We start from the raw sequence: 20,557 nt of genomic DNA on the forward strand, positions 1-20,557 counted from the left end.
GTCAGCTCTCGGTCGCGCTGTGGTTGACCATCCACGAGATGCCGAACTTGTCGGTGGCCATGCCGAACACTTCAGCCCATTCGGTTTTGCCGAGCGGCATGGTCACCTGGCCGCCGTCGGCCAGCGCGGTGAAGACCCGCTCGGCCTCCGCGGTGTCGCTCGTCTCCAGGCAGACATTGAAGTTCGGCCGGTCGGTCACCTCCACGGTGTTTCCGGGCGGGCAGTCCGAGCCCATCAGCAGCTGTTCGCTGCTCGGCAGCGGCAGGGCGACGTGGGCGACCAGGTTCGCTGCCTCGGCCGGCAGACCGCCGGTATCGCCCATATCGGCGAACCGGATCAGCTCCATCCGGGTGCCGAACACGGACTGATAGAAGGTGAACGCCTCCTCGGCGTTGCCGTTGAACATCAGGTACGGATTGACGGATTGCACGAGCGCTCCTCCTCGAAAAATTGGGATCCGGCGGACCTGAGGGGCGGTCCGCCGGTCGAACTGGTGGTGGGATCCGGATCGGCAGTGCACGCCCGCCCCGGCCCCATCGGTACAGACGGCACTCGCTCCGCCGATTCATCGGCGGTCGAACAGCCACCAGGATGCCGGGGATCTGCCCGCTCCCGGCGCAGGCGCGCGGAACACCGATCCGGACATGCCACACCCACCGGGCATGCGGGTCGTCGCACCGGTGGCGAACCGGATGTGCTGTCCCGGATCCGAGGTCGTAGGCTCGCATACCGTGCCGAACACGTCTGACATCTCCGCCGCCGCATCCACCGGTGACCCGAACTACCTGGTCGGGCTCGATCTGCACGGCCGCCGTGTGGTCGTGATCGGGGGCGGCACCGTCGCGCAGCGCCGGCTGGGTCTGCTCGTCGCTTCCGGGGCGGATGTGCACGTGATCAGCCGGACGGTGACGCCGGCCGTCGAGGGGATGGCCACGGCCGGACAGCTGAGCGTGACCCTGCGCGCCTATGCGGACGGCGATCTGGACGGCGCCTGGTACGCCATGGCCTGCACGGACGAACCGGAGACGAACGCCGCGGTGGTCGCGGAGGCGGACCGGCGCCGTATCTTCTGCGTGCGCGCCGACACCGCCCGGCTCGGGTCGGCGGTGACGCCGGCGACCGCCCGCTACGACGGGCTGACGGTCGGTGTCCTGGCGGGTGGCCGGCACAAGCGCTCGGCTGCGGTGCGCAACGCGCTGCTGGAAGCCCTGCAATCGGGGACGGTGACCGACGATACGGCGCCACCGGCGCCCGGGGTCGCGCTCGTCGGCGGCGGTCCGGGCGATCCCGATCTGATCACCGTGCGCGGCCGGCGGCTGCTCGCCCGCGCCGACGTCGTCGTCGCCGACCGGCTCGCACCGCCGGAACTGCTCGCGGAGCTCGGTCCGCACGTCGAGGTCATCGATGCGGCCAAGATTCCGTACGGCCGCGCCATGGCCCAGGAGGCGATCAACACGGCCCTGATCGACAACGCGAAGGCCGGCAAGTTCGTCGTGCGGCTCAAGGGCGGCGACCCCTACGTGTTCGGTCGCGGATTCGAGGAAGTGGAGGCCTGCGCCGCTGCGGGGGTGCCGGTGACCGTGGTGCCGGGTGTCACCAGCCCGATCTCGGTGCCCGGCGCCGCCGGGATCCCGGTGACCCACCGCGGGGTCACCCATGAATTCGTCGTGGTCAGCGGGCACGTCGCCCCCGACCATCCGGATTCGCTGGTCGATTGGCCCGCGCTGGCCCGGCTGCGCGGCACCCTGGTGCTGATGATGGCGGTGGAACGCATCGACCGGTTCGCCGAGGCGCTGCTGGCCGGCGGCCGCCCGGCCGACACCCCGGCCACCGTCGTCCAGGAGGGCACCCTGCGCGGCCAGCGGGTGTTGCGCGCGGACCTGGGCACCGTCGCCGAACGGGTCCGCAGCGAGGGGATCCGGCCACCGGCGATCATCGTCATCGGCCCCACCGCGGGCTTCTCCGCGGAGACTCCGGAACCCGGTACCGCCGGCTGAGCCACCGCGCAGGGCGACCGCGCCCGGTGGCCCCGCTACAGTGACCGGGTGCTCGATAATCCCGCTGCGACGATGCAGTATCCGGTGAAGCAGCGGGCCTTCGGGCTCGCGATCCTGGTCCTGAGCGGCCTCCAGTTCATGGTGGTCCTGGACGGCACGGTGGTGATCTTCGCACTGCCCCGGCTGCGCGACGACCTGGGCCTGTCCAGTGCCGGCGGGGCGTGGACCGTCACCGCGTACGGACTGACCTTCGCCGGGCTGATGCTGCTCGGCGGCCGACTCGGTGACGTCTTCGGCCGCAAACGGATGCTGATCGCCGGTGTCTCGCTGTTCACGGCCGCCTCCCTGGCCTGCGGGCTGGCCACCGGCGCGGGGATGCTGCTGGTGGCCCGGGCCTTCCAGGGCGCCGGTGCGGCGATCGCGGCGCCGACCGCCTTCGCGCTGGTGGCGACGACCTTTGCGCCCGGCCCCGCGCGCAATCAGGCTGTTGCCATCGTCGGATCGATGGTCGGCTTCGGCTCCGTGGGCGGTCTGGTGATCGGTGGCGCGCTGACCGAACTGTCCTGGCGGTGGATCTTCCTGATCAATGTCCCGATCGGTACGCTGATCGTGCTGGGCGCGGTGTACAAGCTCGTCGACACCACTCCGCAGCGGGTACCCCTGGACGTGCGCGGCGCGGTGCTCGGCACGCTGGCCTGTGCCACCATCGTGTTCGGTGCCACCGAGGGCCCGGCGTTCGGCTGGACCAGCCCGGTCATCATCGGGGCGCTGGCCGCCGGTGTCGTGCTGCTGGTGGTGTTCGTCCTCGCCGAACGCAACGCCCGCGACCCGCTGCTGCCGTGGTCGCTGTTCGACAGCCGGGACCGGGTGGCCACCTTCGCCCTGATCTTCCTGGCCGGCGGCGTCCTGGGCGCGATGACCTTCTTCGTCGCCCAGCTGCTGCAGAACGTGCTCGGCTACTCACCGCTGCAGGCCGGTATCGCCTCCATTCCGTTCACCATCGGTATCGGCGTCGGCGGTGCTGCGGCCTCCAAGGCGGCGCTGGTGGTCGCACCGCGCTGGTTGCTCTCCGGTGCCGCGGTGGTGCTCGCCGCCGGGCTGTTGTTCGGTTCCACGCTGGATCGGCACGTCACCTACCTGTCCACCCTGCTGCCGCTGCTGCTGGTGATCGGCTTCGGCGTCGGTGTGGCCATGGTGCTGGCTCCGCTGTGCGTGCTGGTCGGGGTTCCGCCCGCCGATATCGGCCCGTTGGCCGCGGTCGGGCAGATGTTCATGAACCTGGCCACGCCGATGGCCATCGGCCTGCTCGCCCCGATCGCGGCGTCGCGCACCCTGTCGCTGGGCGGCACCGATCAGGTCACCGACGACCTGACGACGCCGCAGATCGATGCCCTCAACAGCGGGTACACCCTGGTGCTGTTCGTCTGTGCCCTGCTCGCCGTGCTGGCCTGCCTGGTCGCCCTGACCCTGCGATTCACCCCGGCGCAGCTCGCCGAGGCACAGGACGCCGAGAAGGCGGCCCAGCAGGGCTGAATCAGGTGAGGATCAGCAGTTCGGCAGGGGAGGCGATCTCGGTGCGCAGACCGGCCTTGGAGGCCACGCGGGCGACGCCGCGGATATCCGAGGGGTCGGCCCGGGTGAGCACCAGGGCCCGGGCCAGCAGGCCCTTGTGGTGTTTGTTGAAATGACTCACCACGGTGCGGGAACCGTCGGGGTGCTCGGTGAGGACGTTGGCGGTGATCGCGCCCGGCACTCGGCCCAGTTGCTGGTATACGCCGGAACGGAGGTCGACGACGAGATCGCCGCCCGCCTCCGCGACCAGCGCATCGGGCAGTACCTCGCGCCACAGGGCCGACAGGGTGGGCAGTCCCGGCAGTTTCGAACCGCCCGAGAGCCGGTAGGCGGGGATGGCGTCACCGGCCCGGACCGCCCCGAACAGTGCCGAGCCGATGCCGATCCGGGCATGCGCCTTGGCCCGCTGGGCCCGGGTGAACGACTTCGCGTCCAAGGCGTCGTACAGCACGCCGGTGTAGCGCTCCAACGCCGGCCGGGTAGGTGCGGTGCGCAGTGCGGCATTGCGGGCGATCTCGGCATCCGCACTCTTGCCCAGCCCGAGCGCGGCCCGGCTGGCTCCCGAATCACCGGCGAGGGTGATCAGTTCGCTGATCAACTTGTCGCGCACCGGCGTGAGCTGCGGCATCGCCAGATCGGCGAGTTCGAGCGGAGCGCCCGATCCGCCGTCGGACTTGGTTTCGGAGGGAGGCAACAGCACCAGCACGAGCGTCAACGGTAATCCGTTGCGACCGCCGCCGGACCAGCGACTACCCTGTGCATCCGTGATCACCCGCCTCTCCCGACTGTTCCTGCGCACACTGCGCGACGATCCCGCCGACGCCGAGGTGCCCAGCCACAAGTTGCTGGTCCGCGCCGGCTACATCCGCCGGGTCGCCCCGGGCGTCTACTCCTGGCTGCCGCTGGGCCTGCGGACGCTGCGCCGGGTCGAGGAGGTGGTGCGGCAGGAGATGGACGGCATCGGAGCCCAGGAGATCTCGCTGCCGGTGCTGCTGCCCCGGGAGCCGTACGAGGCGACCAACCGGTGGACCGAGTACGGCGATGCGCTGTTCCGGCTGCAGGACCGCAAGGGCGCCGACTATCTGCTCGGCCCCACCCACGAAGAGCTGTTCGCGCTGACCGTCAAGGGCGAATACAACTCGTACAAGGATCTGCCGGTCACCCTGTACCAGATCCAGAACAAGTACCGCGATGAGGAACGTCCGCGTGCCGGCATCCTGCGTGGCCGCGAGTTCGTGATGAAGGACTCCTACTCGTTCGACCTCGACGACGACGGCCTGAAGGCCAGCTACGACGCACACCGGCAGGCCTATCAGCGCATCTTCGATCGGCTCGGGGTGCGCTACGTGATCGTCGCCGCCACCTCCGGGGCGATGGGCGGCAGTGCCTCCGAGGAGTTCCTCGCCGAAAGCGAGGTGGGTGAGGACACCTACGTGCGCTGCGCCGAATCCGGCTATGCCGCCAATGTCGAGGCCGTGGTCACCCCGGCACCGGCGGAACTGCCGATCGAGGGCCGCCGCGAGGCCGTCGTGCACGACACACCGGACACGCCGACGATCGCGACGCTGGTCGACTGGGCCAACGGCGCCGGTATCGCCGAACAGTACGGGCGGCCGGTGACGGCGGCCGACACACTCAAGAACGTGCTGGTGAAGCTGCACCACCCGGACGGCAAGTCCGAGATCGTCGGCATCGGCATCCCCGGTGACCGGGAGGTCGACGACAAGCGCCTCGGCGCCGCGATGGAACCGGCCGAGGTGGAGTTGCTCACGGACGCCGATTTCGCCGCGAACCCGTTCCTGGTCAAGGGGTACATCGGACCGAAGGCGCTGCAGGCGAACGGGATCCGGTACCTGGTCGATCCCCGGGTGGTCACCGGCACGACCTGGATCACCGGTGCGGACGAACCCGGTCGGCACGTCGTGGGCCTGGTGGCCGGCCGGGACTTCACCCCGGACGGCACCGTCGAGGCCGCCGAGGTCCGTGACGGCGACCCCTCCCCGGACGGCGCCGGCGCACTGGTGTCCGCCCGCGGGATCGAGATCGGCCACATCTTCCAGCTGGGCCGCAAGTACACCGATGCATTCGATGTGGACGTGCTCGGTGAGAACGGCAAACCGGTCCGCCTGACCATGGGCTCCTACGGCATCGGCGTGTCCCGGCTGGTCGCCGTGCTGGCCGAACAGAGCCACGACGAGAAGGGGCTGCGCTGGTCTGCCACCGCTGCGCCGTTCGATGTGCACGTCGTCATCGCGAACAAGGACGCGGCGGCCCGGTCCGGCGCGGAGGAGGTCGTCGCCGGCCTCGACGCCCACGGTCTGGAGGTGCTCTTCGACGACCGCACCGCCTCGCCGGGCGTCAAGTTCAAGGATGCCGAGCTGCTCGGGATGCCCTGGATCCTGGTGATCGGCCGCGGCTGGGCCGAGGGCAAGGTGGAGCTGCGCAACCGGATCACCGGCACGGCCGAGGAACTCCCGGCGGCGGATGCCGTCGACGCCGTGGTGGCGCGGGTACGCGGCGCCTGAGCCCGGGTGGGTGTGCGCCGGCGCGGCCGCGCGCACCCACCGCCGCCTGGCAACCTACGGTTACGTAGCGGAAAGCTGCAGGTAGAAGGGGGATTCGCGCGTTGATACCGGCCCGGGCACTGCTAGGTTCGGGGGTATGACGAATGGTCTGCTGTTCAACCCCGCCACCTACGATCCGCAGCATTTCGACGCAGAGACGCGCCGGCTGCTGAAGGCCACCATCGAGTGGTTCGAAACGCGGGGTAAGCAGCGCCTGCTCGACGACGACCAGCAGGCGGTGTGGACCGCGGATTTCCTCGACTTCGCCGCGAAGGAGAAGCTGTTCGCGACCTTCCTCACCCCGGCCGCGTATGCCGACGGTGACGAGAACAAGCGCTGGGACGCCGCCCGCAATGTCGTGCTGTCGGAGATCCTGGGCTTCTACGGTCTCGCGTACTGGTACGCGGAGCAGGTGACGATCCTCGGCCTGGGCCCCATCTGGCAGAGCGACAACGAGGCGGCCAAGCGGCGCGCCGCCGCCGATCTGGATGCCGGCCAGGTGATGGCCTTCGCCCTGTCCGAGCGCACCCACGGCGCGGATATCTACAGCACCGACCTGGTCCTCACACCGAGCGAGCCGGGTAGCGCCGACGCCGAGGCGGGAATTCTGTTCCGGGCGAGCGGGGAGAAGTACTACATCGGCAACGGCAATGTCGCGTCGATGGTATCGGTGTTCGGCCGCCGCGACGATGTGGCCGGGGCCGACGGTTACGTCTGGTTCGCCGCCGACAGCCGGCACGAGAACTACCGGCTGATCGGCAACGTGCTGCACGGGCAGATGTTCGTCAGCCACTTCCGCCTCGACGACTACCCGGTGCGCGCCGAGGACCTGCTGCACGAGGGCCCGGAGGGCTTCTCCGTCGCGCTGAACACGGTCAACGTCGGCAAGTTCAATCTCTGCCACGGCAGCATCGGCATGTGCGAGCACTCCTTCTACGAGGCGATCACACACGCGAACAATCGAATCCTGTACGGCAACCCGGTCACCGACTTCGGGCATGTCCGCCGCAATTTCGTCGACGCCTACAGCCGCCTGGTCGCGATGAAGCTGTTCAGCGACCGCGCCACCGACTACTTCCGCAGTGCCTCGCTCGAGGACCGCCGCTATCTGCTGTTCAACCCGATGACCAAATCGAAGGTCACCTCCGAGGGTGAGGTCGTGATGACCCTGCTGCTCGATGTGGTGGCCGCGAAGGGCTTCGAGAAGAACACCTACTTCACCGAGGCGTCCAGGCTGATCAACCACCTGCCCCGGCTCGAAGGCACCGTGCATGTGAATGTCGGCCAGATCCTGAAGTTCATGCCGAACTACCTGCTGAACCCGGCGGAGTACCCGGAGATCGGTACTCGCCTGGAAGCCGGCGACGAGGAGTTCTTCTGGCGTCAGGGTCCCGCTCGCGGCGCGAGCAAGGTGCAGTTCGCCGACTGGACCCGGCCCTACGAGCAGCTCACCGAGCTGCCGAACGTCGCTCGCTTCTACGAACAGGCCCAGGCACTGCGGACACTGCTGCTCACCGCGGCGCCCGATGCCGATCAGCAGCGCGATCTCGACTTCATGCTCACCGTCGGCCACCTGTTCTCACTGGTCGTGTACGGCCAGCTGATCCTCGAGCAGGCCGAACTCACCGGCCTGGACCGGGATCTGCTGGACTCGATCTTCGACTTCCAGATCCGCGACTTCAACTCGCACGCCACCGACCTGCTGGGCAAGCCGTCGGTCACCGAGGCCCAGCGGGACTGGGCTGTCGCGGCCCTGCGCACCCCGGCCGCCGATTCCGACCGCTTCGATCGGGTCTGGTCCCAGGTCGAGGCCTACGACGGCGCCTACGAAATGCGGCCCTGACCGACCTCGGCGCGCCCGACCGGAACAGGATGGACGTCAACGCATAGCGCAACCGAATCCCGGACAGCGGTTTACGAATAGGTACCCCGGAGGTCGATCCTCAACTCGCCGGAGTCCCCGGGAAGGCGACGGTGGCCGGAGTCGCGCCCAGGAGCTGCTGCCAGGTGGCCGTGCGGACGGCAGCGGCGGTGAGCGCCTCGGTCGCGTCGGCGCGGGTCTGCCTCGTGGTGGCCTGTTCGGCTGCGGCCCGCCAGGCGACGGCGGTGTCCTGTTCCGCGAGCACGGCCAGCTCCGCCGCCGGGATCTGGTCGGTGACCTCGATCGGCGGTACGTAGGCGGCATCCGGGGCCGGTACCTGCGCGCCGGCTGCGGTCAGTGCGTCGATCAGGGCGTCCCGCCGGGCCCGGTGCGCGGCGGCGAACTCCGCAACCATCCGGTCGCGCTCCGGATTCGCATACGCGGCGACCACGCCGTAGGCGTATACGGCGGCATACTCGGCAGCCAGCGCATCCTGCAGTGCCTGCTGTTCCGAATCGGTCATCGAGTAGGCCTCCCTCGGTCCTGGTGGTGTGTCTGCTGCGCACCGTGCTCGCGGTGTCCGGTGTGCCGCCGGCGGATCTGTGGTCGTGGTTCTGCTGTCGTGGGTGGTGCCGGCGGAGCTGTGGGTCGTGGTGTTGCTGTCGTGTGTGGTGCTGGCGGGGTTCGCGTCGTGGTGGGTGCCGTGCGGTGTGCTGCGCGCCGTGCGGTGCGTGCGCAGCGGCGTGTGGGGGACAGGGCATGGGCGCGGCGATGCTCGGATCAGGCGAGCAAGACCTCCACCTCAGCGGCGCACGCGGCGGCTATCGAGGCGAGCAGCCCGGCTCGATAGCCGCTCTGGCCCGCAGCCAGCTCGGCCGCGGTGCGTTGCGACTCGGTCAGGCGGTCCCGTATGTCGGCGAGCCCGGTCGGGGCCGGAGTGGCAACCGAGGTCGGGGCCGCGTCGCCGGGCGCAGCCGGGCCGCCGGCATCCGGGGGCACGGCCGGGGCCCGGGTGCGGTGCTCCGGGGTCGTCCCGTCGCCGTAGACACCGATGACGCGCTCGATCTCGGCGCGCAGCGCATCGGCGTGGGCGCGGCGTTCGGTGGCGATGGTGGTGAGTGCCTGGCTGTAAGCGGGCGCGGTGGCGATCGCCGCGGTTGCGGCCTCGGCGTCGGCACGGGCCCGCAGCTCCGGAACGGCCAGCGGATCCGGGTCGTGGACGGTGTCGTCGGCGCAACCGGCAGTGGTGGCCACCGCAAGCGCGGCCGCGCTGCCGGTGAGTGCGAAAAAGGTTCGGCGGGGCACAGGCACGTCGCCCATCGTGCCAGATCCGCACGGCGGCACCGGCGTTCCACTCCGGTGGTGTCGGCGGTGGTCCGAGTGCCGACACTCCCGTTGTGACCGCCCGCTGCGCAGCGGGCGGTCGCCGGTCCATTACACTCTCGGGGCGCGTTACGCTAGACCCTCGGCGTAGAAAATTCCGACCCGCGCCGCATTCGAGACCGCGTCACAACTGAACCAGGAGCTGCCCACATGCCGATGCCGACCGAGGAAGGGGTGAGCCGGCTCGTCGCCGAGCTCGTAGCCCGCCGGGGATTCGACCTCGAGGGCGTGGCGATCACGTCCGCCGGTCGCAACCCGGACGCCGGAGCTCGGCTGACCGTGACCGTGGACAGCGACGCCGGTTCGGACCTCGACGAGCTCGCCGAGCTGAGCAACGACCTGTCGGAGCTGCTCGACGAGACCGGTGAATTCGGCGAGCGGCCGTACCTCCTGGAAGTGACCACCCCGGGCATCGACCGGCCGCTGACCGCCGAACGGCATTGGCGCCGGGCGCAGGGACGCAAGGTCCGCATCCGGCTGCGGTCCGGAGCCGATTCACCCGAGCGCAACGGGCGGTCCGCGTTCGACGCCCGGGTCGGTGCCCTCGGCACCGACGGCACGGTCGCGCTGGTGCTGGGCGGGCGGGCCCGGCCGCACCGGGTGCACGTACCGCTCGCCGATATCGATTCCGCCGTGGTCCAGGTGGAGTTCTCCGCACCCGGTGATACCGAACTCGAACTCGCCGGTGGCGTGGCCTCCGGACGTCCACAGCCCGGGACCGAGGGCAAGTCCGCACAGTCCGATACCGCGTCAGAGGCGCAGACCGAAGGGGTCGTGGAATGAACATCGAAATCGAAGCCCTGCGCGCGATCGTCGCCGACAAGGGGATCTCGATCGAGACCGTGATCTCGGCGATCGAGTCGGCGCTGCTCACGGCCTACAAGCACACCGACGGACATCAGCCCGACGCGCGGATCGATATCAATCAGAAGACCGGTGTGGTCCGGGTGCTGGCGCGCGAGACCGACGCGGACGGCAACGTGATCTCCGAATGGGACGACACCCCCGAGGGCTTCGGCCGGATCGCGGCGACCACCGCCCGGCAGGTGGTGCTGCAGCGGCTGCGGGACGCGGAGAACGAGAAATCGTTCGGTGAGTTCTCCACGCACGAGGGCGATATCGTCGGCGGTGTCGTGCAGCGGGACGCCCGGGCGAACGCGCGCGGAACCGTCGTGGTGCGGATCGGCAGCGATGCCACCGGCGCCGAGGGGCTGCTACCCCCCGCCGAGCAGGTGCCGGGCGAGACCTACGAGCACGGCGACCGGATCAAGTGTTACGTAGTCGGTGTCTCCCGCGGGGCCCGCGGCCCGCAGATCACGTTGTCGCGGACGCACCCGAACCTGGTTCGCCGGTTGTTCGCCCTCGAGGTACCCGAGATCGCGGACGGTTCGGTGGAGATCGTGGCCGTGGCCCGGGAGGCCGGGCACCGGTCCAAGATCGCGGTGCGTTCGACGGTGCCGGGGGTCAACGCCAAGGGTGCCTGCATCGGCCCGATGGGCCAGCGGGTCCGCAATGTGATGAGCGAGCTGGCCGGCGAGAAGATCGATATCATCGACTACGCCGAGGATCCGGCGACCTTCGTCGGTAACGCCCTGTCGCCGTCCAAAGTGGTCTCGGTCACCATCGTGGACCCGGATGCGCATGCCGCCCGGGTGATCGTGCCGGACTTCCAGCTCTCCCTGGCCATCGGCAAAGAGGGGCAGAATGCCCGGCTGGCTGCGCGGCTGACCGGCTGGCGGATCGATATCCGCAGCGATGCGGCACCCGGCGCGGACGGCGGAATGCGGACCGAGGCCCAGCGGAGTTGAACATCTCGACAACTTCCGGGGGGGAGGGGTTCGGCGAATCGGGCGGGTCACCGGTAGAGTGGGGAGAGGTTCGGCACGCGCGACGCTTTCGGGACGGCCCCATACGGACTTGTCTCGGATGTCGAGAGCGTGCGCCGGCCGCCGATCTGTTGCGTATCGTGGCCCAGGGTTCTGCAATCCTGCCCGATCCGCTGCGCAGACTTCCCGGACGGGGTGCCTGGGTGCACCCCGTTTCGGTCTGTATGCGCACTGCAGAGCGGCGCCGAGCATTCGGCAGAGCCCTACGAGTGTCCGGACATCTGGATATCTCAGCCCTGGAGCAGTACCTCGAGAACAGGCACGAGCACTCATGAGCACACCGTGAAGCCCCGACGATGAACGTCCATCGGAGATAACCCGAGGTCGTGCGGGCCGTCGTTCCCCGGAACGCCGGCGCTGCTCGGCCTCTCAGTGAGGAGAGCAGTGGCAGGCAAGGCCCGCGTGCACGAGTTGGCGAAAGAACTCGGTGTCACGAGCAAGCAACTACTCGCAACGCTCAAGGAGCAAGGCGAGTTCGTGAAGTCTGCGTCGTCGACGGTGGAAGCCCCCGTCGCGCGCCGGCTGCGCGAATCCTTCGCGGCGAAATCCGCGCCCGCGAACGGCGACAAGTCGGCGGCCCGTCCCGCCGCGAAGCCCACCCCGGCCGGCCCGCGCCCGGGCCCCAAGCCCGGCCCGGCCACCGCCGCAGCGCCGAAGGAACAGTCCGCCCCGCGTCCCGCCCCCGCGAAGCCGGGCCCGGCGGCGGCCAAGCCGGGTCCCGCGGCGAAGCCCGGCCCGGCGCAGCCGGCTGCCTCGGCACCGGCGGCGAAGCCCGGCCAGGAACGGCCCGCGGCGAAGCCCGGCCAGAGCGCACCGCGGCCCGGCCAGCCCGCGCAGGGTGGTCCGCGTCCGGGGCCCAAGCCCGGTCCCAAGCCGCCGCGCGTCGGCAACAACCCGTTCACCTCCGCCCCGGATCGTGACCGGCCGCGGCCGCAGTCCGGTCCGCGCCCCGGTCCGGCCCAGGGCGGCGCCCGCCCCGGTCCGCGCCCCGGCGCCCAGGGCGGTCCCCGTCCCGGTCCCGCCCAGGGTGGTCCGCGTCCGGGTCCGGCCCAGGGTGGTCCCCGCCCCGGTCCCGCCCAGGGCGGTCCGCGTCCGGCCGCCGCGCAGGGCGGCGGCACCGCCCGTCCCGGCGGTCCCCGGCCGAGCCCGAACTCGATGCCGCCGCGGCCCAGCCCCGGCGCCATGCCCGCTCGCTCCTCCCGGCCGAACCAGGCCGGCGGCCGACCGGGCCGTCCCGGTGGCGGCGGTGGCCGCCCCGGTGCCGGTGGTGGCGGTTACCGCGGTGGCGGTGGCGGCGCACCCGCGGGCGGCGGCTTCCGCGGTCGTCCCGGTGGCGGCGGTCGTCCCGGCGGTCCCGGTGGCCGCGGCGGTGCCGCCGGCGCCTTCGGCCGTCCCGGTGGCGCCCCGCGTCGTGGCCGCAAGTCGAAGCGGGCGAAGCGCGCCGAGTACGAGAACATGCAGGCGCCCGCCGTCGGCGGTGTGCGGCTGCCACGCGGTAACGGCGAGACCATCCGGCTCGCCCGCGGCGCGTCCCTCTCGGACTTCGCCGACAAGATCAACGCCAACCCGGCCTCGCTGGTCCAGGCGCTGTTCAACCTCGGCGAAATGGTCACCGCGACCCAGTCGGTGAACGATGAGACGCTCGAGCTGCTCGGCAGCGAGATGAACTACGTCGTGCAGGTCGTCAGCCCGGAGGACGAGGATCGCGAGCTGCTGGAGAGCTTCGACCTCACCTACGGCGAGGACGAGGGCGACGATTCCGATCTGCAGGCGCGGCCGCCGGTGGTGACCGTCATGGGTCACGTCGACCACGGTAAGACGAAGCTGCTGGACGTGATCCGCAAGTCCGACGTCGCCGAGGGCGAGGCCGGTGGCATCACCCAGCACATCGGCGCCTACCAGGTCCTCACCGACCTGGACGGCGAGGACCGGCTGATCACCTTCATCGACACCCCGGGTCACGAGGCGTTCACCGCCATGCGTGCCCGCGGTGCGAAGGCCACCGATATCGCCATCCTGGTGGTCGCGGCCGACGACGGCGTGATGCCGCAGACGATCGAGGCGATCAACCACGCCCAGGCGGCCGAGGTGCCGATCGTGGTCGCGGTCAACAAGATCGACAAGGAAGGCGCCAACCCGCAGAAGGTGCGCCAGCAGCTCACCGAGTACGGCCTGGTCGCCGAGGAATACGGCGGCGAGACCATGTTCGTCGACGTGGCCGCCAAGCCGGGGCTCAACATCGACAAGCTGCTCGAAGCGGTGCTGCTGACCGCCGATGCGGCCCTGGACCTGCGCGCCAACCCGGACATGGACGCCCAGGGTGTCGCCATCGAGGCGCACCTGGACCGCGGCCGTGGTCCCGTGGCGACCGTGCTCATCCAGCGCGGCACGCTGCGGGTCGGTGACTCGATCGTGGCGGGCGACGCCTACGGCCGGGTCCGGCGGATGGTCGACGAGCACGGTGAGGACGTCACCGAGGCGCTGCCCTCGCGGCCGGTGCAGGTCGTCGGCTTCACCTCGGTGCCCGGCGCCGGTGACAACCTGCTCGTCGTCGACGAGGACCGGATCGCTCGCCAGATCGCCGACCGGCGTAATGCCCGCAAGCGCAACGCCCTGGCGGCGCGCAGCCGCAAGCGGATCAGCCTGGAAGATCTGGATGCCGCGCTGAAGGAGACCTCGGAGCTCAACCTGATCCTCAAGGGCGACAACTCCGGTACCGTCGAGGCCCTCGAAGAGGCCCTGCTCGGGATCGAGATCGACGACGAGGTGCGGCTGCGGGTCATCGACCGCGGTGTCGGCGGCGTCACCGAGACCAACGTCAACCTGGCGTCGGCGTCGAACGCGATCATCATCGGGTTCAACGTCCGGGCCGAGGGCAAGGCGACCGAGCTGGCCAACCGCGAGGGCGTCGACATCCGCTACTACTCGGTGATCTACCAGGCCATCGACGAGATCGAGAAGGCCCTCAAGGGCATGCTCAAGCCGATCTACGAAGAGGTCGACCTGGGCCGCGCCGAGATCCGGCAGATGTTCCGCTCCTCCAAGGTCGGCAACATCGCGGGTTGTATGGTCCTGTCGGGCACGGTCAAGCGCAACGCCAAGGCCCGGCTGCTCCGCGACAACGTGGTGATCTCGGAGAACATGACGATCTCCTCGCTGAAGCGGGAGAAGGACGATGTCACCGAGGTCCGCGAAGGCTTCGAGTGCGGTATGACCGTCACCTACAGCGATATCAAGGAAGGCGACATCATCGAGGCCTACGAGCTGCGCGAGAAGCCGCGCGACTGACAGTCGGCCGAAAAACGAGCACCGCTGAGCACGCCAGGCCCGCACCGCGGGTCCGGCGTGCTCACTGTGTGCGGAAAAGAGTTCCCAGATGTACGTCGGTGCCCTCGAGTTCGATCTGCTGCTCGGTGATGTCCGCTCCCTCAAACAGAAGCGGTCCGCGATCCGGCCGGTGATCGCCGAACTCCAGCGCTTCGGTGTGTCCGCTGCGGAGGCGGGCGATCAGGATCTGCATCGTCGTTCCTCGGTCGGCGTGGCCGTGGTGAGCGGTGATATGGGGCATCTCACCGAGGTGCTGGATCGTTGTGAGCGGCACGTGGCCGCTCGTCCGGAGTTAGAGTTGCTGGCAGTACGCCGCCGCATCTTCGGACCCGAAGACTGAATGCCGAAGGAGGGTTGACCATGGTGGATCAGGCCAGGGCCCGCCGGCTCGCCAAACGGATCTCCTCGATCGTGGCCACCGCGATCGAACACGAGATCAAGGATCCGCGGCTGCGGTTCGTCACCGTCACCGATGCGAAGGTGACCGGCGATCTGCGCGAAGCCACGGTGTACTACACGGTGATGGGGGAAACCCTGGATACCGAACCGGACTACGAGGCCGCGGCCGCCGGGCTGGCCAAGGCCAGGGGAGTGCTGCGGTCGAAGGTGGGCGCCGGCACCGGGGTGAAGTTCACCCCGACGCTGTCGTTCGTCCTGGACACGGTGCCGGATGCGGCCCGGCAGATGGAGGAGTTGCTCGCCCGGGCCCGGGCGTCCGACGACGAGGTGGCCAAGGTCGCGTCCGGTGCCACCCACGCCGGGGAGTCGGATCCGTACAAGTCCGATCGCGACGAGGAAACCGAGCAGTAGATCACCATGCTTCCGGACGACCGCCTCGGCGCCGCGGTGGCCGCGCTGGCGCGGGCCCGGTCGGTCAGCATCGTCTGCCATGTGCAGCCCGACGCCGACACCATCGGCAGCGGGCTGGCGCTGGCGCAGGTGCTGGACCGCCGGGGCGTGCCGGTACAGGTCTCGTTCGCCGATCCGGCCGAGCTGCCGGTGCCGCTGCGCAGCCTGCCCGGACAGCACCACCTGGTCCCGCCGGACCGGCTGGCGCGGGAGACCGACCTGCTGGTGGCGGTCGACTGCGGTAGCGCCGGGCGGCTGGGCGGCCTGGCCGACCGGCTGCCCGGCGCCGCGACCACCCTGGTGATCGATCACCATCGCGCCAACGGCGGCTTCGGCACGATCGATCTGGTGGACGAGTCGGCGGCCTCGACGACGGTGCTGATCACCCGGCTGCTCGACGCCTGGGGCGAGCCGATCGATGCCGGGATCGCGCACTGCCTGTTCGCCGGCCTGGTCACCGACACCGGCTCGTTCCGCTGGTCCCGGCCCGGCTGCCATGCGCTGGCCGAACGCCTGCTGGCCACCGGTATCGACGGCCCGGAGATCACCCGGGTCCTGCTGGACACCCATCCGTTCGCCTGGCTGCCGATGCTGGCCACGGTCCTGCGCACCGCACGGCTGGTGCCGGGCGCGGGCGGCGTGGGCCTGGTCTATGCGCTGGTCCGCAGCGCCGATTCCGCCGAGGTGGGCCCGGAGGAGGTGGAGAGCATCGTCGATGTGGTCCGGACGACGAAAGAGGCCGGGATCGCCGCGGTGTTCAAGGAATGCCGGAACCGCCCCGGCCGCTGGACCGTGTCGCTGCGCTCCCGGGATTCCGCACCCGGTGCGGCCGACGGTGTCGACGTGGCGGCCGTGGCGGCCGGATTCGGTGGCGGTGGCCATCGTTTCGCCGCCGGCTACACCATCTCCGGTACTCCCGACGAGGTCGCCGCCGCGCTGCTGGTGGCGCTGGACTGAGCCGCCGCGCGGCGGTGTCGGTGCCGTATGCCAGGATCGGCGGGACGACGGCGGTACAGGAGGTGCGGTGGCGACGGTGGAGCTCGAGGCGGGCCCGCGCCGGATCCTCGGCATCGCGGTGCCGACCCTCGGTGTCCTGATCGCCGAACCGTTGTATCTGCTGTTCGATCTCGCCGTGGTGGGCCGGCTCGGCGCGCTCGCCCTGGCCGGCCTGGCCGTCGGCGGCGTGCTGCTGACGACGGTGTCCGCGCAGCTCACCTTCCTGTCCTACGGCACCACCGCCCGGGCGGCCCGGCGGCACGGCGCCGGTGACGAGCGCGGCGCAGTGGCCGAGGGGGTGCAGGCCTCCTGGGTGGCGCTCGGGGTCGGGCTGCTGATTCTCGGCGTCACCCAGGCGTTCGCCGGGCCGTTGTGCCACGCCCTCGCCGGTGACGGGCAGATCGCCCGGGAAGCGCTCGGCTGGGTCCGGATCGCGCTGTTCGGGGTGCCGCTGATCCTGCTCTCGATGGCCGGTAACGGCTGGTTGCGCGGTATCCAGGACGTGCGTCGCCCGCTGACCTACGTGGTCGCCGGACTCGGACTGTCGGCCGTGCTGTGCCCGGTGCTGGTGTACGGCTGGCTGGGCGCACCCCGGCTGGAGCTGGCCGGGTCGGCGGTCGCCAACCTGGTGGGTCAGTCGGTGACCGGGGCGCTGTTCGTGGCCGCGCTGGTCCGGGCGCGGGTGCCGCTGCGGCCGCAGCCGGCAGTGATGCGGGCCCAGCTGGTACTGGGCCGGGACCTGATCGTGCGCAGCCTGTCGTTCCAGCTCTGCTTCGTCTCGGCGGCGGCGGTCGCGGCCCGGTTCGGCGCTGCTTCGGTGGCCGCGCACCAGCTGGTGCTGCAGCTGTGGAACTTCCTCGCCCTGGTACTGGACTCGCTGGCGATCGCCGCGCAGACCCTGGTGGGCGCGGCCCTCGGCGCCGGTGATGCCCGGGGTGCCCGTGGCCTGGCGGCCCGGGTGACCAAATGGTCGGCGATCTTCGCGCTCGGCCTCGCGGCGGTGTTCGCGCTCGGCGCCGGCGTGATCCCGGCATTGTTCACCGACGATCCCGAGGTACTGGACCGGGCCCGGGTGATCTGGTGGTTCTTCGTGGCGATGATCCCGGTCGCGGGCGTGGTCTTCGGCCTGGACGGGGTGCTGCTGGGCGCCGGGGATGCCGCCTACCTGCGCACCACGACCCTGGCCGCGGCGCTGCTCGGCTTCCTGCCGGCCATCTGGTTGTCGCTGGCCTTCGACCGTGGTGTGGCGGGGATCTGGACCGGGCTGGTGCTGTTCATGCTCGGTCGCCTGCTCGCCGTCGGGCTGCGCGCCCGGTCGGGCCGATGGGCGCGGACCGGCACCGAGATCCCGCGCACCGCGGTATGAGATACCCGCCCGGCGGTGCGGGTGCGGCGGCACGGCCGGCGATATGCCAATGTGGGTGTGGTGAACCCGAAGTTGATGGCGGTCAGCGATGTGCACGTCGGACATCAGGGCAACCGGCCCGTGGTGGAGCGGATCCAGCCGGATTCCCCCGAGGACTGGCTGATCGTCGCCGGTGATGTCGCCGAACGTTCCGACGATGTGCGCTGGGCGCTGGACCTGCTGCGCCGCCGGTTCGCCAAGGTGATCTGGGTCCCCGGCAACCACGAACTGTGGACCACCGCGAAGGATCCGGTCCAGATGCGCGGCGCCGCGCGGTACGACTACCTGGTGTCGATCTGCCGGGATCTGGATGTCGTGACTCCCGAGGACCCCTTTCCGGTGTGGACCGGCCCCGGTGCGGAACAACACGGCGGCCGGGTGACCCTCGCGCCGATGTTCCTGCTCTACGACTATTCGTGGCTGCCGGAAGGCACCTCGACCAAGGCCGAGGGGCTGGCCGTGGCCCGGGAACGCAATGTGGTCGCCACCGACGAATTCCTGCTCTCGCCCGACCCCTACCTCACCCGCGACGCCTGGTGCGATGCGCGCCTGCAGGTCACCCGGCGCCGCCTGGACGCGCTGCCGGAGGACACCCCGGTGGTTCTGATCAACCACTTCCCACTGGTCCGGCAGCCCACGGATGTGCTGTTCTACCCCGAGTTCGCACTGTGGTGCGGTACCGAGAAGACCGCCGACTGGCACACCCGCTACAACGTGGTGTGCTCGGTGTACGGCCATCTGCACATTCCCCGCACCACCCACTACGACGGAGTCCGCTTCGAGGAGGTCTCGCTCGGCTATCCGCGGGAATGGCAGCGCCGTGGCCTGCCGGACCGGCTGCTGCGCCAGATCCTGCCCGCCCCGGAGTACCCGCCCGGCACCCTCAACGAATGGGGCGGTCATTTCCGGGTGACCCCGGAGATGGCGGCCGCCGCCGCGGAGATGCGGAGGAAGGCGGCGCAGCGCCGCGGGGTCTGAACCGGCGATTGGCCGCCGCCGAGACCGATACGAGAGAATCGACCCGTGATCAACGACATCCTGCCGGCCGGGATCGCCGCGGCCGAGCTGCTGGAGTATCCGGAGGATCTGAAGCCGCACCCGGCCGAGGAGCACCTGATCGCGAAGTCGGTCGAGAAGCGGCGGCGCGACTTCATCGGCGCCCGGCACTGTGCCCGGCTGGCGCTGCAGCAGCTGGGTGAGCCGCCGGTGGCGATCGGCAAGGGCGAACGGGGTGCGCCGGTGTGGCCGCGCGGTGTGGTCGGCAGCCTCACCCACTGCGATGGGTATCGCGCCGCCGCCTTGGGGCATGCCCTGCGGTTCCGCTCGGTCGGGATCGACGCGGAACCGCACGGACCGCTACCCGAGGGCGTGCTGGACTCGGTCAGCCTGGTCGCCGAACGGGACTGGCTCGCCGGTGCCCCGGCCGCCGGCCTGCACCTGGACCGGCTGCTGTTCTGCGCCAAGGAAGCCACCTACAAGGCCTGGTTCCCGCTGACCGGCCGGTGGCTCGGCTTCGAGGACGCCCACATCACCTTCGAGATCACCGACCGGACCGGGACCACCGCCTCCGGCACCTTCCACAGCGAACTGCTGGTCCCGGGACAGACCGGGGACGGCGGTGCCCCGCTGACCTCCTTCGACGGCCGCTGGACGATCGGCGACGAGCTGATCCTGACCGCGATCGCGCACGTCTGATGGCGGGCAAGCGAGTATCACCGGTGGGTCCGCTCGGCGGGTTGGTGATCGTCGACAAGGACGGCGGCTGGACCAGCCACGATGTGGTGGCCCGCGGCCGCCGGCTGCTGCAGACCCGGAAGGTCGGGCATGCGGGCACCCTGGACCCGATGGCGACCGGCGTGCTGGTGCTCGGCGTCGAACGAGCCACCAAACTGCTGGGCCTGCTCACCCTGACCACCAAGGCCTACACCGCCACCATCCGGCTGGGCCGGACCACGGTCACCGACGACGCGGAGGGTGAGGTCACCTCGACCACTCCGGCCGTCGGGGTGACCGATGCCGCGATCGGCGCGGCCGTCGCCGACCTGACCGGCGACATCCAGCAGGTCCCCGCCACCGTGAGTGCGATCAAGGTCAACGGTGAACGCGCCTACGCCCGGGCCCGCGCCGGTGCCGAGGTCGACCTGGCCGCCCGGCCGGTGACGGTTTCGCGGTTCGAGGTGCTGGCCCGCCGGGACATCGGTGTCGATCGGGCCGGTTCGACCGGCGGTGCCGACCGGGCCGGTTCGACCGAGGGCACGGAGCGGTTCGTCGACCTCGACGTCGTCGTCGAATGCTCTTCCGGCACCTATATCCGGGCATTGGCCCGGGATCTGGGCGCCGCGCTGGGTGTCGGTGGGCATTTGACGGCATTGCGGCGCACCCGGGTGGGTCCGTTCACGCTGGAACACGCGCGCACCCTCGACGAGCTGTCCGAGGCCGCCGAGGCGGACCGGCCGCTGCTGAGCCTCACCATCGACGAGGCGGTGCGAACCGCCTTCCCGGAGCGGGAGATCTCCGCGGCCCAGGCCGACGATCTGCGCAACGGCCGCTGGCTCGACCCGGTCGGCCGCACCGGGGTCTACGCGGCCGTGGACCCGGACGGCCGGGCCATTGCGCTACTTCAGGAGAGCGGGCGCCGCGCCGCCTCCGTCATGGTGGTGCGGCCGCCGGGCTTCGACGACTGACTCCGGTGGCGGGACCGACACCGGCTCAGGTCG

19 protein-coding genes are annotated in these 20,557 nt (G+C 70.6%); 15 read left to right on the forward strand and 4 right to left on the reverse strand.

Annotated features, from left to right (window positions below; genetic code table 11):
• Position 1 precedes the first annotated feature (1 nt).
• Positions 2 to 430: a VOC family protein gene (locus AC1HFH_RS09280; RefSeq protein ID WP_480247023.1), complete on the reverse strand. Its 429-nt coding sequence runs from the start codon at positions 428 to 430 to the stop codon at positions 2 to 4.
• Positions 431 to 731: 301 nt separating this feature from the next.
• Here AC1HFH_RS09280 and cobA point away from each other — a divergent pair, with 301 nt between their 5' ends.
• Together cobA and AC1HFH_RS09290 are read left to right on the forward strand one after the other, a co-directional pair.
• Complete coding sequence (gene cobA / locus AC1HFH_RS09285) at positions 732 to 1,997, forward strand: uroporphyrinogen-III C-methyltransferase (RefSeq protein ID WP_480247024.1); 1,266 nt, start codon at positions 732 to 734, stop codon at positions 1,995 to 1,997.
• A 48-nt stretch (positions 1,998 to 2,045) separates the two neighbouring features.
• Entirely contained in the window at positions 2,046 to 3,530 is a 1,485-nt protein-coding gene (locus tag AC1HFH_RS09290; RefSeq protein ID WP_480247025.1) for an MFS transporter, read from the forward strand.
• A 1-nt stretch (position 3,531) separates the two neighbouring features.
• On the opposite strand, the gene yaaA is transcribed toward AC1HFH_RS09290, so the two are convergent.
• On the reverse strand, positions 3,532 to 4,275 hold the full coding sequence (yaaA, locus tag AC1HFH_RS09295) for a peroxide stress protein YaaA (protein WP_480247789.1): 744 nt from the start codon (positions 4,273 to 4,275) through the stop codon (positions 3,532 to 3,534).
• 58 nt (positions 4,276 to 4,333) lie between these two features.
• On the opposite strand from yaaA, the gene AC1HFH_RS09300 reads away from it, so the two are divergent.
• Both AC1HFH_RS09300 and AC1HFH_RS09305 read left to right on the forward strand, forming a co-directional pair.
• A complete protein-coding gene (locus AC1HFH_RS09300; RefSeq protein WP_480247026.1) occupies positions 4,334 to 6,094 on the forward strand; it encodes a proline--tRNA ligase in 1,761 nt (586 codons plus the stop codon).
• 136 nt (positions 6,095 to 6,230) lie between these two features.
• Positions 6,231 to 7,976: an acyl-CoA dehydrogenase family protein gene (locus tag AC1HFH_RS09305; RefSeq protein WP_480247027.1), complete on the forward strand. Its 1,746-nt coding sequence runs from the start codon at positions 6,231 to 6,233 to the stop codon at positions 7,974 to 7,976.
• Positions 7,977 to 8,076: 100 nt separating this feature from the next.
• Here AC1HFH_RS09305 and AC1HFH_RS09310 read toward each other — a convergent pair whose 3' ends face one another.
• The gene (locus AC1HFH_RS09310; RefSeq protein WP_480247028.1) at positions 8,077 to 8,517 is read right to left on the reverse strand and encodes a DUF4439 domain-containing protein; all 441 of its coding nucleotides are present in this window, start codon (positions 8,515 to 8,517) and stop codon (positions 8,077 to 8,079) included.
• Positions 8,518 to 8,774: 257 nt separating this feature from the next.
• Positions 8,775 to 9,314 carry a hypothetical protein gene (locus AC1HFH_RS09315; RefSeq protein ID WP_480247029.1) on the reverse strand — a complete coding sequence of 180 codons (540 nt, stop codon included), beginning with the start codon at positions 9,312 to 9,314 and terminating at the stop codon, positions 8,775 to 8,777.
• 213 nt (positions 9,315 to 9,527) lie between these two features.
• Between AC1HFH_RS09315 and rimP the strand changes: the two genes are divergently transcribed.
• The 11 genes from rimP to truB all read left to right on the forward strand — a co-directional run bounded on the left by rimP (position 9,528) and on the right by truB (position 20,524).
• Complete coding sequence (gene rimP / locus AC1HFH_RS09320; protein WP_480247030.1) at positions 9,528 to 10,160, forward strand: ribosome maturation factor RimP; 633 nt, start codon at positions 9,528 to 9,530, stop codon at positions 10,158 to 10,160.
• The gene (nusA, locus tag AC1HFH_RS09325; protein ID WP_480247031.1) at positions 10,157 to 11,185 is read left to right on the forward strand and encodes a transcription termination factor NusA; all 1,029 of its coding nucleotides are present in this window, start codon (positions 10,157 to 10,159) and stop codon (positions 11,183 to 11,185) included. The genes rimP and nusA overlap by 4 nt, the downstream gene beginning before the upstream one ends.
• A gap of 101 nt (positions 11,186 to 11,286) precedes the next feature.
• Complete coding sequence (locus tag AC1HFH_RS09330; RefSeq protein ID WP_480247790.1) at positions 11,287 to 11,538, forward strand: YlxR family protein; 252 nt, start codon at positions 11,287 to 11,289, stop codon at positions 11,536 to 11,538.
• Between the two features lie 109 nt (positions 11,539 to 11,647).
• Positions 11,648 to 14,551: a translation initiation factor IF-2 gene (infB, locus tag AC1HFH_RS09335; RefSeq protein WP_480247032.1), complete on the forward strand. Its 2,904-nt coding sequence runs from the start codon at positions 11,648 to 11,650 to the stop codon at positions 14,549 to 14,551.
• A gap of 88 nt (positions 14,552 to 14,639) precedes the next feature.
• A complete protein-coding gene (locus AC1HFH_RS09340) occupies positions 14,640 to 14,930 on the forward strand; it encodes a DUF503 domain-containing protein (RefSeq protein WP_480247033.1) in 291 nt (96 codons plus the stop codon).
• Between the two features lie 20 nt (positions 14,931 to 14,950).
• The gene (gene rbfA / locus AC1HFH_RS09345; RefSeq protein ID WP_480247034.1) at positions 14,951 to 15,400 is read left to right on the forward strand and encodes a 30S ribosome-binding factor RbfA; all 450 of its coding nucleotides are present in this window, start codon (positions 14,951 to 14,953) and stop codon (positions 15,398 to 15,400) included.
• A 6-nt stretch (positions 15,401 to 15,406) separates the two neighbouring features.
• Complete coding sequence (locus AC1HFH_RS09350) at positions 15,407 to 16,396, forward strand: DHH family phosphoesterase (RefSeq protein WP_480247035.1); 990 nt, start codon at positions 15,407 to 15,409, stop codon at positions 16,394 to 16,396.
• Positions 16,397 to 16,463: 67 nt separating this feature from the next.
• Positions 16,464 to 17,801, forward strand: coding sequence for an MATE family efflux transporter (locus tag AC1HFH_RS09355; protein ID WP_480247036.1), 1,338 nt, complete (start codon positions 16,464 to 16,466; stop codon positions 17,799 to 17,801).
• Positions 17,802 to 17,861: 60 nt separating this feature from the next.
• Positions 17,862 to 18,818 (forward strand): metallophosphoesterase family protein, encoded by a 957-nt coding sequence (locus AC1HFH_RS09360; RefSeq protein ID WP_480247037.1) that lies wholly within the window; start codon positions 17,862 to 17,864, stop codon positions 18,816 to 18,818.
• Between the two features lie 45 nt (positions 18,819 to 18,863).
• The gene (gene npt, locus AC1HFH_RS09365; RefSeq protein WP_480247038.1) at positions 18,864 to 19,535 is read left to right on the forward strand and encodes a 4'-phosphopantetheinyl transferase Npt; all 672 of its coding nucleotides are present in this window, start codon (positions 18,864 to 18,866) and stop codon (positions 19,533 to 19,535) included.
• On the forward strand, positions 19,535 to 20,524 hold the full coding sequence (gene truB, locus AC1HFH_RS09370) for a tRNA pseudouridine(55) synthase TruB (protein ID WP_480247039.1): 990 nt from the start codon (positions 19,535 to 19,537) through the stop codon (positions 20,522 to 20,524). Before npt ends, truB begins: the two co-directional genes overlap by 1 nt.
• Positions 20,525 to 20,557: the final 33 nt, after the last annotated feature.

Source organism: Nocardia sp. KT25-26 (assembly GCF_056627695.1).